Here is a 15,487-nt window from a genome sequence, read left to right as displayed (position 1 = left end):
CACGGGCCCTCTCGTCTAGCCGACCTATCGGCGCAATCCGCTCACCGTGGCCCATCGGGCTGGCCACAGACTCGGTGTGCAGGCAGGGCCCTGCTCCGCATTCCCCCCTGCGGGCAGTAGACGGTCGTAGACCCGGCTGTCTATTCAGTGGAGAGCGATGCGATGAGACTGATGCGCGTCCCCTTGCTGACTCTGTTCGCCGTGGTGTTCCTGCCCCTCAGTTCCTGGCTGCATCCGCCGCTGCCGTCCAGCAAACCGAGCCCAGAGACGGTTGGCGTGGCGTCCGTCGCTAACCCCATCGGGGTGGGTGCCCTGGAGCAGATCCGCCCTGCGGTCGCCTTCAACAGCCAGGCGGGCGAGTACCTGGTGGTCTTCGAGTCCGAGGGCGAGTACGGCCTGCACGACATCGTAGGCCAGCGGGTGGCAGCCGACGGCACGCCGGTTGGCAGCCCTCTGTACCTAGCAACGGCAGGGCCGGGCGGCGTCCCCGCCGAGCCGGACGTGGCCTACAATCCGGCCCGCAACGAGTATCTGCTCGTTTTCGAAAGCGAGCATACCAACGACGATGTCTGTGCCTTGCGGCTGCTGGGCAATGGCACTCCCACGGGGAGCTGCATATGGATCGCCTCCAGCAGCTACGAGGAGCGCCTGCCGAAGGTGGCCTTCAATGCCGCCACCGGTGAGTACCTGGTGGTGTGGCAGAGCCTGGTGGGCGGCGAGCTTGGGTACCACCACGTCTACGCGCAGCGCGTCAGCGGGACGGGCGTCCTCCTAGGCGGCGCCATTCCCATTGCCACGACTCTGTGCGACGATGCCCGCCCGGCGGTAGCAGCCGGCGAGGGCTACCTGGTGGTCTGGCAGACCAGGTCCACTGGCTCGACCTGCAGTTCGCAGTACGGGATCCGCGGATGGCGACTGAGGAACGATGGTGCCCCTCTGGAGTCCGAGCTCATCATCTCCGCCCAGCCAAACAGCAAGGAGAACCCCCGGGTGGCGTTCAGCCCTAGCAACAACACCTTCCTGGTGGTGTGGCAGCAGGACGTCACCGGCACAGGGACTAACTGGGACATCTATGGCCAGCGGGTGTACGCGTACGGCGGCCTGGCGGGAGGTGGCATCGCCATAGACACCCTTCCCAACAGCTCGACCAACCCGGATGTTGCCTACCACCCCAATGCTCGTGAGTTCCTGGTAACGGTGGAGTACGCCTACTCGTCCGCCGACCACGACGTCTACTTCCGGCGGGTGGACGAGAGCGAAAACACGGTGGAGGGCCTGCTCGGGTTGGCGACCACCGACTACGCCGAGGCCCGTCCCCGCCTGGCTCCCGACAACGCCTATTCCTACCTGGTCGCCTGGGAAGATAGCCGCAACGATGCCACCCAGGGAACTGACATCTACGCCGACCTAGCCCGCCTGTGGCCCCTCTCGGGGCGGGTGTGGGCGGGAGGGGTGGGCGCTGAGACCACGCCGGTGGCGGGGGTCACACTTCAGCTCTACTGCTCGACGGGAGCCGGCCTGGGGACGCTGATCGAGAGCCGCGTGACCGACGGCACGGGCAACTTCGTACTGCCGGTGGCCGGCTATTGCCTGTACTACGACATCGTGGAGACGGACCTGCCTGGCTACCTGTCGGCGGGCGCCACGTCGGTAGGGGGCACGGTGGTGGACAGCAACCGCATACGCTACAGTGCTCCTCTTCTGGGCCAGACGCTGGATGGCAACAAGTTCTACGACCATCCGCCCTCGGGGATCGCCCACTGCAACTCCTGCGCCGACTGCACGGCCAAGCTGAGCGGGGGCTACTCCCTCGTCTACCTCGATGGTGACATGGTGGCAGAAAGCACGACCTGCATCAGCTTCGCCGCCAGCAACACCACCTTCGATTGTCAGGGACATCTGATCCAGGGGACCGATGCTTCGGAGGAGTTCAGCTACGGCGTCTCGATATCGAGCCAGGCCCGCAACATCGTCCGCAGCTGCCGGATCAAGGGCTTCGGCTCCGGTATCAGGCTGCTGAATTCCTCCTACAACGAGGTGGCCGGCAATGTCCTCTACGAAAACGGTAGCGGCCTCTATCTGAGCGGTTCCCACAACAACACGCTCACCAGCAACCTCATCGGGCCGAACGAAGACGGCATGGTGCTCTACTCGGCCAACAACAACGCCCTATCGGGAAACATGGTGTGTAAGAACCAGCGCGACATCTCGCTTCCGGCCCCCAATTCGGGCAACACTCGCTCCGGCGATAGGTGCGATGCCATCTACGGCTGGAACTGGAACGGCACCAGCCCGCGCACCATCGAATGGTGCGACCAGACCTGCACGCCCAATGAGGCCACCACGTGCTCGTCGCCCGAGGAGTGCCTCGGGGCCCTCACAGGCAAGTACAATCAGGTGACGCTAGCGGGGGCCCTCTCCTTGCCCGGCGGCCTGCAGATAACGGGCAACCACCTGACGCTGGACTGCGCCGGCCACACTCTCTCGGGGAATGGGTCCGGGGTGGGCATCAGCCTGGCGAACCGGCTGAACGTCACGGTGCGGAACTGCGGCATCCAGAACTACGACACTGGCATCGAGCTGCGCGACTCCTCGCACTGCACCCTGGACCAGAACGTCGTGACCAACAACGAGACGGGCATCGCCCTAGTGGCGGTGGACTCGCTCTATGCCCCGCGGGAGAACGTGCTGTCCAACAACAACAGCACCGCCAACGCCATCTTCGGCATCTCGCTCAACAACGTGGCGGATAACACCGTCAGCGACAACGATTTGAGAAGCAATGGGCTCTACGGCCTCTGGGTGAGCGGCGCCTGCAACAACACCGTGACGGGCAACCTGAGCGGACCGGGCCTGCCCCTCCTCTACTGGCACGACTCGCCCAACGCCGGCACCGTCCCCGCGGGAGGCTACGGCCAGGTGATGCTCTGCAACGTCCAGAACGCCACCGTACAGGGCCTGACGATGGACGACGGAACGGTCAACGGGGACGGCATAGTAGTGCTGGACTCCAGCGGCGTTCAGGTGCGCAACAACACGCTCAACCGCACGAACGGGCTCTACGTGGATGGGTCGCAGCAGGTTACGGTGGCAAACAACACCATCACCAGCAGCCGCCGGAGTGCGGTGGAGCTCAGCGACTGCAGCAACTGCCAGGTCACGAACAACACCTTGCAGAACAACGTCAGGCCGGCGCCACAGGTGGGCATGGGTCTGTACGTCTCTGGCGCCTCCCCAGGGCTGCAGGTAAGCAACAACACGGTGACGGGCAACAATGTAGGCATCAGGCTGCAGGACGTCAGCTCACCGACCCTTACTGGCAATACCGTCCGCGCGAACACGGCCTCGGGTGTGGCCGCCATCGGCACCAGCGGCCTGGCCCTCAGCGGCAGCGAGATCACCAGGAACGGCTACGGGGTGGAGCTGGACGGGCACAGCCAGGCCAACCTGCAGAGCAACCGCATCTGCTACAACAAGACGCTGGACGTCCTGAACGAGAACACCAAGAGCACCGGCTCGGGCAACACCTGCGTGACCATCTCGAACTGGTTCGACGCCGGGCGTGTCAGCCCGGGCTGCAACGAGAAGTGCATCGGGTGGTACCAGTACCTGTATGGATACCAGTTCCCCAACCCCTCCAAAGGCATGCTCAGCTTCGGCTGTCCCTACGGTGGCTGCCAGGGGGACTATGTCGACACCTTCGGCGAGGAGAAGATCTACCAGACTGTGGATATCTGCATCGGCGTGCCGCTGTGCGTGCCGGGCCTCGGCTGCGCCTGTATCGGCTACGAGGCCAAGGTGCCGACGCCCATCCCCCGGCCGCACGCTACCGCCTGGTACTTCGCCGCCTACGCCTGGGCAGCGGGCCCGGGCTCCTGCACCGGCATGAGCACCACCAGCCTGCGCTTCTACTACGGCGACAGGCGTGTCACGGACTATGGGCCTAGTGCCCAGAAAGCCTCCGACCTGACGTACTACGGCGACCTGGAGAACGCCATTGATGCCGGCCAGGGTGCCATCATGTCAGAGGAGTTGGCGAAGATGTACCTGGGCTGGTGGGCCAGCTACAAGGCCGGTCAGCAGTACGCCAACGCAGTCCTGGATCAGGTCAAGCAGAGCCTCGCCAGCGGGCAGTTGGGCAGCCTGGTCATGTCTGCGTTGACGAGCGGCCACACGGTTGTCGCCACCGACGTACGCGACGTGGACGCCAATACCGCCCGCATCTACGTCTACGACAACAACTACCCCATGAACAGCGATTGGCGCGTCCCTCTCTGGGCCCAGTACTACGACAGCGTAGACCCCTTCCCCTACATCACCATCCACAAGGACAGCAACACGTGGGAGTATGCCGCCGGGCCAGGGTTCTACTCTCTCTACTTCCTGCCCTACAGCACGGTCTCCAGCAGCCTCACGATCCCGCTCAAATGGCACGGCGATCTGTTCATCAACTGGGGCTCGGCCAGCTCCCTGGTGACAGACAGCGAAGGGCGCCGGATGGGATGGGAAGGGGACCAGATGGTGGCGGAGATCCCGGATGCCGCGCCCTACCCCCAGATAGGCCAGGCGGTAGACCGCGGCAGGGGGCTGTATATGCTGCCCCGGGGTCCCTACACCGCCACCTTCACCGGCTTGGGCAGCGGCACCTACAGCGCGGCCGTGTTCGCCGGCAACCAGATGCTACTGCTGACCGACATCCCTGCCACCACGTCCACTCGGGACACCATGTCCTTCTACCACGAGAACGACGGCCCGCCCACCGGCGGCTTCGTATTCACCAGCTCGGATGCTTCCAAGCTGGTCACCGCCACCATCGGCGAGCACTTCGAGGTCTCCGACTCGGCCCGGCTCTACACCCTCAAGTGCATGACGGTGCCTGGGGGCCAGGCTGTCTTCAGCGTCAGCCCCGACTTCAGCTCGCTTCGGCTCACCAACCGGGCGTCGGTGCCCATGACCTGTTCGGTAGAGCTTCAGAACACCATGACGTCCAGCCGGACGGGTGTGGAGGAGGCATTCCCCACGGCCACGCGTACCGGGGTGACGGTGCCGGGCATGACCACAGCCGTCTTTGCCCCCAGCAACTGGCTGGACCTCAACCACGCCACCATCGGCGTGAGCCTGCAGACCTGCGGCGACAAGGCCTGCGGCGTGGGGGAGAGCCCGGCGGGATGCCCGGAGGATTGCCAGAAGCCGGCCTGTGTCGCCCCTAGGGATGACCTGCGCCTCACCCAGTCGGCAGTCCTGTGCCCTGGGTCATACACCCTGCCGGACCGGGGAAGCCCGGGGGTGATCATCGTGGATGCGGACAACCTGACGCTGGACTGCAGCAGCGCCCGGCTGGTGGGTGACGGGTCGGGGACGGGCATCCTGGCCGCCGGCCGCAAGAACGTCGGGATCATCGGGTGTGTCGTGCAGGGGTACGCTACAGGGATGGACTTGCGGGGCGCCGCCGACTCGCAAGTGGAGCGCTCGGTGGTGACTGCGAACAGCACCTGCGGCATTCAGGCTGCCAACTCGCAGCGGTCGCAGTTCGCCCAGAACTACCTGGCCACCAACCAAACGGGCCTGGACCTGAGCAACGCCAGCGGGGCGCGGGTGTCGGCCAACCTGGCCTGCGGCAACACTAGCAAGGACATTTCGGCGGCGTCGCAGAGCGGCGGTAGTGGCAGCGGCAATCGCTGCCAGACGGTGCTGGGCTGGAAGGATCAGGGGATGAGCACCTGCACCTACCCCTGCGGTACAGAGGGTGCGGGGATCAGCTACCGCCGCTACCTCCCGCTTTTGTTCCGGCAATAGGGTCTCGCGACCCAGTCTCGGGGGCCATCGCGCAGTGGGCCGGGCCGCGCGATGGCCCCCGGCTTCTTCGCGAGTCCGCGTTGCGATTGCGAGGGGCGGTGTGCTTCGGTCTGCCTCTAACGGGAACGGGCGGATCACCGCTGCCGATCGTGGCGTCGCCACACGCGGGTCCGCGGACCGGGCGAACACGAGAGAGAAGTACGAGGGGGCGGTCACTGGAGGGTCTGCGGATGGAGCGGGCCTTGAAGGACGAGCGGGAACGCCGCAGTGACGTCCTGAGAGCGCCCCAGCCCGAGCGCGATATCTCGCCTCGCCCGCCACCTTTGCTGTCCAACATCGGGGGGACCCACTCGAGCAGCCTAACCTGGCGGGGTCCGAGCCGGAGAGAACCGGCTGGATGCTAGCCGATCTGGAGAACTGGTTCGAGGAAGTTGAGGCCGAGCGCCGGAGCATCTCCGACTGAACAGCGGGCTGCAGAACTTGGCGCTGACAGGTAGAATGCGTGTAGTAGTGCTGCAGGGGACCGCTGTGAACTGGAATCGGCAGAGCCTATCTGCGTGGCGCGATGAGGCGCGCCTGCTCGAGATGCTGCTGGCGGTCCATTCTTGAGGGCAGCGGTGCGAAGCGCGCCCGTTGAGAACCAGAAGCGCTGGTGCCTGGGCCACGCCAAAGCAGTGGAGGTAGGCACCATGGAGGTCTATAGGGTGGAGACCGGCATGCTCTCTTTGTATGGCATACCTTTCTCTGCCGGGGAGAGAGCGGAGGTCATCCTACTCAGCCGCCAATGCGCGCGTGAGGGCACCGAGCGGTATCCTCTGCGCGGCATGTCCATTCGCCATACCGATCCCTATGGGAGCGTGGATGAAGGAGACCGGGATGCGCTCCGGTGATCATCATTGGCGCGCACGCTAGGTGTATGCCGTTATGAAAGAAGCCAGTGAGCAACTCACAGAAGAGACCGCCCGTCCGCTGGCAGACGAGTTCCAGCCAGAGGAGATCATCCTCTTCGGTTCTCACGCCTGGGGCGCTCTCCATGAAGACAGCGATCTGGACATCATGGTCATCGTACGGGAGAGCCAGGAGCGGCCGGCACGCCGGGCCGCACGAGCATACCGCTCATTGCGGGGGCTCGCCGTTCCTGCCGACATTCTGGTCAGGACTCGATCCCAATTCGAGGAATACCGACAGGCGCACGCCTCACCGGAAGCGAGGGTTAGCGAGGAGGGCCGGACGATCTATGGGGGAAGCCAAGACAAAGCAGGTACGCGCATGGCTCGTCAGGGAGTACCACCTACGTCTGCCTCCGTCCGTGTCTGAAGTGACCTACTGGGAGATACCTTAGTGCCCAACCCCCTGCGTCTAGCCCTCGCCCAGATCAACTGCGTCGTCGGTGACCTGGACGGCAACGCCAAGCGCATCCTGGACGCCATCGAGCGAGCCCGGGAGGCGGGCGCCGACCTAGTGCTGCTCCCGGAGATGGCCGTAACCGGCTACCCGCCCGAGGACTTGCTGCTGAAGCCGGGCTTCGTGGCCAACGCCCAGCTGGCGCTGGAGGAAATCGCCCGCCACACTCACGACCTGACCGCCATCGTGGGCTCGGCCACGCGCTGCCCGGAGCTGGGCGACGACCTCTACAACACCGCAGCCGTCCTCTGCCAGGGCGAGATTCGGGCCCGCTACCACAAGATGCACCTGCCCAACTACGCCGTCTTCGACGAGGCCCGGTACTTCCGGGCCGGGCGCAATCCCCTGGTGCTCGAGATGGGGGACACTCGCATCGGGGTGACCGTCTGTGAGGACATCTGGTACGGCAGTGGACCGGCCGAAGCCGAGAGCCTGGCAGGCGCCGAGCTGATCGTCAACATCTCCGCCTCCCCCTACCACATGGGCAAGCCACGCGAGCGCGAGCGCATGCTGCGCACCCGGGCTTCGGACAACCTGGCCGCCATGGCCTTCTGCAACCTGGTGGGGGGCCAGGACGAGCTCGTCTTCGACGGCTCCAGCTTGCTCATCGGCCCGGACGCGCAGGTGATCGCCCGGGGACGGCAGTTCCGGGAGGACTTGCTGGTGGCGGACCTGAACCTGAGCCACGTCTTCCGGATGCGGCTGCGCGATCCCCGGCGCCGTCAGGAGGTCCCTGTGCCAGTGCCAACGGTGCCGGTCCTGGCGCGGCGCCAGGCGGACCGTGCGCCCGTCGAGGCCCGGACGGTGCAGTGGCTGGACCGACTGCCCGAGGTGTACCAGGCCCTGGTGCTGGGGACGCGGGACTACGTACACAAGAACGGATTCCGCGACGTGGTCCTGGGGGTGAGCGGAGGCATAGACTCGTCGCTAGTGGCGGCCATCGCGGCCGATGCCCTGGGGCCGGATCACGTGCACGCGGTCTACATGCCCTCGCGCTACTCCGCCGACCTGAGCCGCCGGGTGGCCGAGGAGCTGAGCGCCGCCCTGGGCCTGGAGTACCGCACCATCGGCATAGACGACACCTTCGAGGCCTACCTGCAGATGATGGCCGATTCGTTCCGGGACGTGGCGCCCGACGTCACCGAGGAGAACATCCAGGCCCGCATTCGGGGCAACATCCTCATGGCCCTCTCCAACAAGTTCGGCTGGCTGGTGCTGACCACCGGCAACAAGAGCGAGCTGGCCGTGGGCTACTGCACACTGTACGGCGACATGGCCGGGGGGTATGCTGTCATCAAGGACGTGCCCAAGATGCTGGTGTACGAGCTGTCTCGCTTTCGCAACTCAGTGTCGCCGGTTATCCCGGAGGAGGCCATCACCCGGCCGCCCTCGGCCGAGCTCCGGCCCGACCAGCGCGACGACCAGACGCTGCCTCCATATCGAGTCCTAGATCCCGTCCTGGAGGCGTACGTGGAGGAGGACCGCTCCATCGAGGACATCGTGAGCCTAGGATACGATCGGCCGCTGGTGGAGCGGGTGGTGAGGATGGTGGACGTCAATGAGTACAAGCGGCGCCAGGCGGCCCCGGGCGTGCGCGTCTCGCGGCGCGCTTTCGGCAAGGACCGCCGCCTGCCCATCACCAACCACTACCGCAAGGGGTGAGAGCGAGTAGGATGCGGTCCGCGAGCTTCAGCCTGCCGGGACGCCGGGGAAGCGAGGCGTGATGGAGGAACGCCTTGGGGTGAACCGGGGTGGTGGCCAGGGCGCGGACGACGACGTCAGCGAAGAGCTGGTTCGGGATGCTCTGGCGCACCTGTACGACAGCGCCTACCTGCGCGACCATCCTCTGCTCCCCCTACTGGTGCGCCGCCACATGCCCGACCCTCTGGCACGCACCCAGGCCCTGCGAACCGTTATTATCGAGGCCATCCAGGAGCTGCGACCGCCGCCGCCGGTGGTGGCCCGCAGCCGGGAGTGGCGGCCCTATGGCATCCTGGTGTACCGCTACCTGGACGGTGCCTCCGACGACAAGATCCGCAGCGACCTTGGCATCTCAGAACGTCAGTTCTTCCGCGACTTGAAGGCAGGGGTGACGCTGCTCACCGCTGCCCTACGGGCTCGGGCTTCCCCGCCCGAAGAGGTCGAGCCCGACGCCTTTACCGCCAGCTTGGAGGGAATGGGCCTCCTCTTTGAGCGGCTGGACCTCAACCGCCTGGGCGCCGAGTCGCTTCCCTTGCTGCAGGAGCTGGCCCGGTCCCGTGGGAGCTCGGTACACCTGGCGTGCACCGATGTCCCGGCGGTGGCCGTGGCCGACGCTGCCCTCTCCCGCCAGGCGATCATCGCCGCCCTGTCCTTCGCTCTGCGCCGCGCCCAGGGCGACGTGGGCCTGGAAGTGGTGCCCTGCCCTCAGAAGCAGGCCATCTTCCTCCACTATGAGACGGCTGCGCCACCCCCGGCCCCGGCCTCATCCTCAACCGAGGACGAGGCCCTGGTGCGTGCGCGCCGGCTGATGGAGCAGCAGGGAGGCGAGCTCACCCTTCTCTCCCGGGACGAGGGAGACGAGCTTCTGGGGCTCTACTGGCCTCGCTTCGAGGAGCCTCCCATCGTTTTGGTGGACGACAACCCGGGCATGCTCCGCCTGTTCGAGCGCTACCTGGCGGGGCACGGTTACCGGGTGGTCAGCACCGCCGAGGGGTCGGAGGCCCTGCGGCTGGCGCGGGAGAACCGGGCCCGACTGGTGGTGCTGGACGTCATGATGCGGGACATGGACGGCTGGGCCATCCTGCAGCAATTCAAGGCCGATCCCGGCACCCAGGACATCCCGGTGCTGGTCTGCTCCGTGATCAACGAGCCCGAGCTTGCCCGGGCTCTGGGGGCCACGGCCCTGCTGAAGAAGCCGGTCGGCCGGGAGCAACTGCTCAACGCCGTGGCCGAGATCATCGGCATCTGACCGATTCGGAGAGCATCGTGGCCGAAAGGGAAATCTTGCTTCTGGGCAACCCGCTTCTCTACCGCGTCAGCAGTGCGGTCGAGCCGGAAGACCTGGCCGAGATGGCGGCAGTGGTGGCCGACTTGCGGGACACGCTGCTCGCCTTTCGAGGGCGCTACGGGGCCGGGCGGGCCATCGCTGCGCCCCAGATCGGGGTGAGGAAGCGGCTGGTCTACGTTCACCTGGAGGGCACTACCTCCGCGCATCTGGCCGAAGGGCCGATGGTCCTCCTGAATCCGCAGTTCACCTGGCGCAGCGACGAGATGATGACCGTGTGGGACGACTGCATGTGCTTCCCCGACCTGCTGGTGCGCGTGCTCCGGCACCGGGCCTGCAGGCTGGAGTACCGCGACCTGGAGTGGCGGCCCCGGGTGTGGGACCTGGAAGGCGACCTGTCCGAGTTGCTGCAGCACGAGTGCGACCACCTGGATGGTGTCCTGGCGGTGTCCCGGGCCGTGGATGGACGCTCCTTCGCCCTGCGCAGCCAGAGCCACCTCGTCGTCCCCGAGCCTCCGCCTGCGGGGCCGAAACCACTCCAGGGCCAGCCGTGACGGCAGGCCGGGCAGCCCTTGGTGAAGGCGGGCCTCTAGGTGCGCCCCCCGGGCCGACGCCCGGTGGCTCCGTGGCCCAACGGTGGCTTGCCGGCGGTGAATCCCGTTTCGCTGCCATAGCCGTCGGGTCGCTGATGGCGGCGGCGCTGCTGCTGCGGCTCTGGGACCTCGCGGCCCGCTCCCTCTGGTTCGACGAGGCGGTGGAGTACTGGGTGGCCAGCGCCCCGCTCTCCTCTCTCTCCCTGGGCATCGCCACCGCCAGGCAGCCGCCGCTGTACACCTACGTGCTCCACTGGTGGAGCCGGCTGGGCCACGCGGAGAGCTGGCTCCGCCTCCTGTCGGTCGCCTGCGGTGTGGGGACGGTGGGCAGCGGGTTCGCCCTGGCCCGCAGGGCGTACGGAGGGCGCGCCGGGGCTGTTGCCGCCCTGATCCTGGCCGTGTCGCCCGCGGCGGTGAAGTACTCCCAGGAGGTGGGTGAGTACGCTCTGGGCGTCTGGCTGGTCGCCCTGTCTCTGTTGGCACTGGACCGGGCTCGCATGGCACCTTCGCTGGCGCGCTGGGGCGCCTGGGGCCTGGCCAGTGCTCTGGCGGCGCTGACGCACTACGGGGCCGCGCTCGTCCTGGCGCCTCCTGCTCTGGCCGTCTGGGTCGGCCATGCGCGGGCCGGACGCCGGACCGCCGTCGCCGGCCAGCTGGCCGTGGGCGTGGCCTCCCTCATCGGCGTGGGCCTGCTGGTACATCCATATCTGCCCGGCCAGCTCCTGGGCACGGCGGCGGATGCGGCCGCAGAACCGCTGCAGATGCCGATGGCAGAGCTGGCTCGTCTGGCCCGGGCTTGCGGGGCCGTGGTGCTCTTCCTTCTCACGGGCTGGCCCTACGCTGGCCTCCCCACCGCATGGCAGATCGCGGTTCCGGTGCTGCTGGTCCTGGCCACGCTGGCGGCGGTCTCCCGGCGGCCAGGGGCCATCGGAGGGACGCCGTTGCTCTGGCTGGGCCTGTCGCTGGCGGCCTACTACCTGGCGCTGCGCCTGGGCTGGTACGCCTATGGGCAGCCGGGCTTCCGTTACTCCCTATTCCTCTCTCCGCTCCTGGCCGTGGTCCTGGGCGGCGTCTTCGCCTGGCACGAGCGGCGCCATCCCAGGGCGACCTGGGCGGCGTTGGCCCTACTGGTGGGGCTGTCGCTGATCTGGCTGCCGAACAGGAGCATCTCTCAGGTGACCCGGGGGGCCCTGGCGTGGCCGGAGACGGAGGACGTCAGGGAAGTGGTTGGCTTCTGGCGGGAGCGCCGCCGGAGTCCGGAGCCCACCTACGTGTACTACGGGGCGGTGCCCGCATTCCGCTACTACCTGCTCCGGGCCGGCCTGGAGCAGGAAGATCTCCCGCCGGGCTGGTATGCTTCGTGTTGGGTTGGGGAGGCTGAGGCGGATTTCTGCATCGCCGATGGCGTCGTCTACGGCGCGTGGCTGAGGCACCTAAGCCCGGAGGCCAGAGGCGCTGCCGTGCTCTCAGCGCTACCCGATGGCACTGGGTCCTTCTGGCTGGTGACGGCGCACACGGCACCAGACGAGGAGAATCAGCTCCTGGCGCAGCTGAGCGCTGCCTACACACCTGCGATGGCGTTCTCCGCCCGGGGTGCGTCGGTGTACCTGATGGAGCGTCGTCATGAAGGATAGCCACGTGATGGAGGGTGGGGCACTGGTGGCCCGGGGCCAGGGCTCCACCGGCGTGATGTGGTTGCGGTGGCCCTCGGGCGCGGCGGCAGGGTTGCTGCGCTGCCTGGCCGCTCTGGTGCTGTGTCTGCAGGTAGCGGCCTGCGGCCCGACCTCGGTGCCACCGACCGCTCGGCTCTCGCCTGTGCCCACCGTGACGCCCCTCCCGGCGGTATTCCAGGGGGAGGAAGCCTACGGGCACGTTCTGGCCCAGGTGGACCTGGGCCCCCGGCCCACCGGATCGGAGGCCGCGCTTCGCACCGCTGATTACATCGCCGAGCACCTGCGCCGTCTGGGCTGGGAGGTCGAGTTTCAGGACTTCACCTACCGCGGCACCCCATGCCGTAACGTCATCGGCCGGGCGGGCTCTGGCCCCATCGCCCTCATCGGGGCTCACTACGACACCCGCCGCCATGCCGACCAGGACCCTGACCCGGCCCGGCGCACAGAGCCGGTCCTGGGAGCTAACGACGGGGCCAGCGGGGTGGCGGTGCTGCTGGAGCTGGCCCGCGCTCTGGAGCCGGAGAAGCTCTCTCACGAAGTGTGGCTGGTGTTCTTCGACGCTGAGGACAACGGAGGGCTGGATGGATGGGAGTTCATCGCCGGCTCGCGCCACTTCGCCGCCAACCTGGCGGTGGAGCCGGAGTTCGTCATCATTGCTGACATGGTGGGGGACGCCGATCAGCAGCTGTACAAGGAGCGGAACTCGACCCCGGCGCTGCAGGATCGGGTCTGGGCACTGGCGGCCCGTCTGGGCTATGGGGAGTACTTCATAGACGAGTACCGGTGGGCCATGCTGGACGACCACACACCGTTTCTTGAGCGAGGCATACCAGCACTGGACGTGATAGACTTCGACTATCCCTACTGGCATACTGGCCAGGACACGGCCGACAAGGTGGCTCCCGAATCTCTGGAGAGAGTGGGACGGGTGGTCGAGGTTCTCCTTGAGGGGGTGGGGAGCTAGGCAAGAGGCCAGGTCATACTGCCGTTGGGCCGTGGGCGCAGGCCACCGAGCCCGCCTAGGGGCGAACACGAGGTTCGTCTGCGCAGCGTGTGTGCCCGCGCTCATCGGTTCAGCTGCACAGAGGACACCAGGGAGTGGAACCATGCTTAGGATTGGGTTCGCCAGGCAGGACATAACCCCGCCGCTGGGGGTACCGTGCAGCCTGGGGCTGGACGACGAGTGCCAGGAGATCTTCGATCCGCCTCACGTGCGCGCCCTGCTTCTCTCCGATGGCGAGGACCGCGTCCTGCTGCTTTCGACCGACTTGATCGGCCTGCAGCGCCGCAACCAGCTCGACCTGAAGCGGGCTATCGGCGCCGCCACCGGTCTACCCGAAGGTCGTATCCTCGCTCACGCCACGCACACCCACGAGGCTCCCACCGTCCAGGTGGCCAACAACGAGCCTCTCGAGCCCTATGGCCTGGTGTTCGCCGACCCCAGCTACTACCGCACCTTCTTGGACCGGGCAGTGGCTGCGGCGCAGGAGGCCGTGTCGGACACCTTCGAGGTCGAGGCGAGTTGGGGACGGGGGCGAGTGGTGGGAGTGGCCAGCAACCGCCGCATACTCGACGAGCAGGGCCGCCTGCACTGGCGCTCCAGCCGGCCCCCGGCCGAGGCCCGCGAACTGCCGGAGGGGGAGATAGACCCGTGGGTGCGGGTGCTGCGCCTGAGCGAGATCGGCGGGCCGCGGGAGGTACTGCTGCTCAACTACTGCTGCCATCCCACCGCGGCTGGCGGCGACGAGGAATGGTACGTCACCGCCGACTTTCCCGGGGAAGCCATGCGCCTGCTGGAGACGGAGCGCCCCTACCGCTACTGCACCTACTTCACCGGCCCCTGCGGCAACATCAACCCGGGCAAGTACGTGGGAGACGGGCAGGAGCCCTCCGACCGTGTGCGCGACGTGAGAGTGCTGGGTCGCAACCTGGCGGATGGGGTGCGGGCCGCCTTGCGGGAGATGGAGCCAGTCCAGGGCGACGGACTTCGCTTCCACAGCCGCACCGTGCGCATGCCCCTGCGAGAGGACCTGCCGACGCGGGCGAAGCTGGAGGGGCAGCTGAGGGCAGCGGTGGAAGTATACCGGCAGGCGCAGCGCGAGGGCCGACGACTGCCCGGAGGCGGTGACATTCGCCGCCTGGCGCACAAGCTCCAACTTCTCCGACTGACTGAGGATGGGGTGCTGCCCACCGACGTGGCCGCCTTGCGTTGGGGTAGCTTCGCCGCCGCTTTGCTGCCGGGCGAATGTTTCCTGGAGATCGCCGAGAGCCTTTGGCGCCAATTCCCCGACCTCAACCTGGTTCCGGTGGCCCCGATAGACTACAGCCTCGGCTACGTGCCCACGCCCGAGACGTTCCAGCAGGGAGGGTACGAAGCAGGTGTGGCCAACGTCAGCCCTTTGGGATTCGAGACCCTCGTCGAGGCGGCGACGAAGGCTCTCCAGGAGGTCAGCTAGATACGATACGGGATGAAGTAGGGAGGGATCATGGCCAAGATTCGCCTGTATCGAGGTGACATAACTGAGCTGGAGGCAGATGCCATCGTCAACGCTGCCAACTCCTCCTTGTGGATGGGTGCGGGCGTGGCCGGGGCCATCAAGCGGCGCGGGGGCGACGAGATAGAGAAGGAGGCGCTGGCCAAGGGGCCCATCGGCGTAGGGGAAGCGGTGGCTACCGGTGCCGGGAAGCTGGCGGCGCGTTACGTCATTCACGCGGCTGCTATGGGGCCCGACCTCATCACCGACGAGGAGAAGATCCGCGCTGCCACCCGCAACACCCTGCTCCTTGCCGACGAGTTGTCGCTGCGCAGCGTAGCCTTCCCCGCCTTGGGAACCGGCGTGGGCGGCTTCCCGCCCGCCGAGGCCGCGCGGGCCATGGTGGACGAGGTCCTGGCCCACCTGGAGCGGGGCACCGGGCTGGAGCTCATCGTTTTCGCCCTCTTCGGCAGCCAGACCTACGACGCCTTCGAGGCGGAGCTATCCTCGCGGCCGCTGCCGCCTGGGGTGACGATAGAACGCTGATGGCGCTGATGATCC

General features: G+C 67.1%; 10 protein-coding genes. All 10 read left to right on the top strand.

What is annotated here, in order from left to right; all coding sequences use genetic code 11:
- Positions 1-162 precede the first annotated feature (162 nt).
- The 10 genes from HPY83_08305 (at position 163) to HPY83_08260 (ending at position 15,472) form a co-directional block, all read left to right on the top strand.
- Positions 163-5,796: a hypothetical protein gene (locus tag HPY83_08305; GenBank protein NPV07949.1), complete on the top strand. Its 5,634-nt coding sequence runs from the start codon at positions 163-165 to the stop codon at positions 5,794-5,796.
- Between the two features lie 689 nt (positions 5,797-6,485).
- On the top strand, positions 6,486-6,686 hold the full coding sequence (locus tag HPY83_08300) for a hypothetical protein (protein NPV07948.1): 201 nt from the start codon (positions 6,486-6,488) through the stop codon (positions 6,684-6,686).
- Positions 6,687-6,720: 34 nt separating this feature from the next.
- On the top strand, positions 6,721-7,113 hold the full coding sequence (locus HPY83_08295; GenBank protein ID NPV07947.1) for a nucleotidyltransferase domain-containing protein: 393 nt from the start codon (positions 6,721-6,723) through the stop codon (positions 7,111-7,113).
- A 36-nt stretch (positions 7,114-7,149) separates the two neighbouring features.
- Complete coding sequence (locus HPY83_08290; protein NPV07946.1) at positions 7,150-8,862, top strand: NAD+ synthase; 1,713 nt, start codon at positions 7,150-7,152, stop codon at positions 8,860-8,862.
- Between the two features lie 61 nt (positions 8,863-8,923).
- A complete protein-coding gene (locus HPY83_08285) occupies positions 8,924-10,150 on the top strand; it encodes a response regulator (protein ID NPV07945.1) in 1,227 nt (408 codons plus the stop codon).
- A 17-nt stretch (positions 10,151-10,167) separates the two neighbouring features.
- Positions 10,168-10,740, top strand: coding sequence for a peptide deformylase (locus tag HPY83_08280; GenBank protein ID NPV07944.1), 573 nt, complete (start codon positions 10,168-10,170; stop codon positions 10,738-10,740).
- Between the two features lie 71 nt (positions 10,741-10,811).
- A complete protein-coding gene (locus HPY83_08275) occupies positions 10,812-12,413 on the top strand; it encodes a hypothetical protein (protein NPV07943.1) in 1,602 nt (533 codons plus the stop codon).
- Complete coding sequence (locus tag HPY83_08270) at positions 12,403-13,416, top strand: M28 family peptidase (GenBank protein ID NPV07942.1); 1,014 nt, start codon at positions 12,403-12,405, stop codon at positions 13,414-13,416. The genes HPY83_08275 and HPY83_08270 overlap by 11 nt, the downstream gene beginning before the upstream one ends.
- Before the next feature lie 142 nt (positions 13,417-13,558).
- On the top strand, positions 13,559-14,908 hold the full coding sequence (locus HPY83_08265; GenBank protein NPV07941.1) for a hypothetical protein: 1,350 nt from the start codon (positions 13,559-13,561) through the stop codon (positions 14,906-14,908).
- Positions 14,909-14,938: 30 nt separating this feature from the next.
- A complete protein-coding gene (locus HPY83_08260) occupies positions 14,939-15,472 on the top strand; it encodes a macro domain-containing protein (protein NPV07940.1) in 534 nt (177 codons plus the stop codon).
- Positions 15,473-15,487: the final 15 nt, after the last annotated feature.

The organism is Anaerolineae bacterium (assembly GCA_013178015.1).
Taxonomy (GTDB): Bacteria; Chloroflexota; Anaerolineae; order DRVO01; family DRVO01; genus Ch71.
Note: the sequence above shows the minus strand (reverse complement) of the source record. Positions and strands in the feature narration are given on the sequence as shown.

What these genes read in the sequence shown, in the direction of transcription:
- HPY83_08300 (NPV07948.1), top strand. Translation starts at nt 6,486, where the DNA reads ATGGAGGTCTATAGGGTGGAGACCGGCATGCTCTCTTTGTATGGCATA.
- HPY83_08265 (NPV07941.1), top strand. Translation starts at nt 13,559, where the DNA reads ATGCTTAGGATTGGGTTCGCCAGGCAGGACATAACCCCGCCGCTGGGG.
- HPY83_08285 (NPV07945.1), top strand. Translation starts at nt 8,924, where the DNA reads ATGGAGGAACGCCTTGGGGTGAACCGGGGTGGTGGCCAGGGCGCGGAC.
- HPY83_08270 (NPV07942.1), top strand. Translation starts at nt 12,403, where the DNA reads ATGAAGGATAGCCACGTGATGGAGGGTGGGGCACTGGTGGCCCGGGGC.
- HPY83_08305 (NPV07949.1), top strand. Translation starts at nt 163, where the DNA reads ATGAGACTGATGCGCGTCCCCTTGCTGACTCTGTTCGCCGTGGTGTTC.
- HPY83_08295 (NPV07947.1), top strand. Translation starts at nt 6,721, where the DNA reads ATGAAAGAAGCCAGTGAGCAACTCACAGAAGAGACCGCCCGTCCGCTG.
- HPY83_08260 (NPV07940.1), top strand. Translation starts at nt 14,939, where the DNA reads ATGGCCAAGATTCGCCTGTATCGAGGTGACATAACTGAGCTGGAGGCA.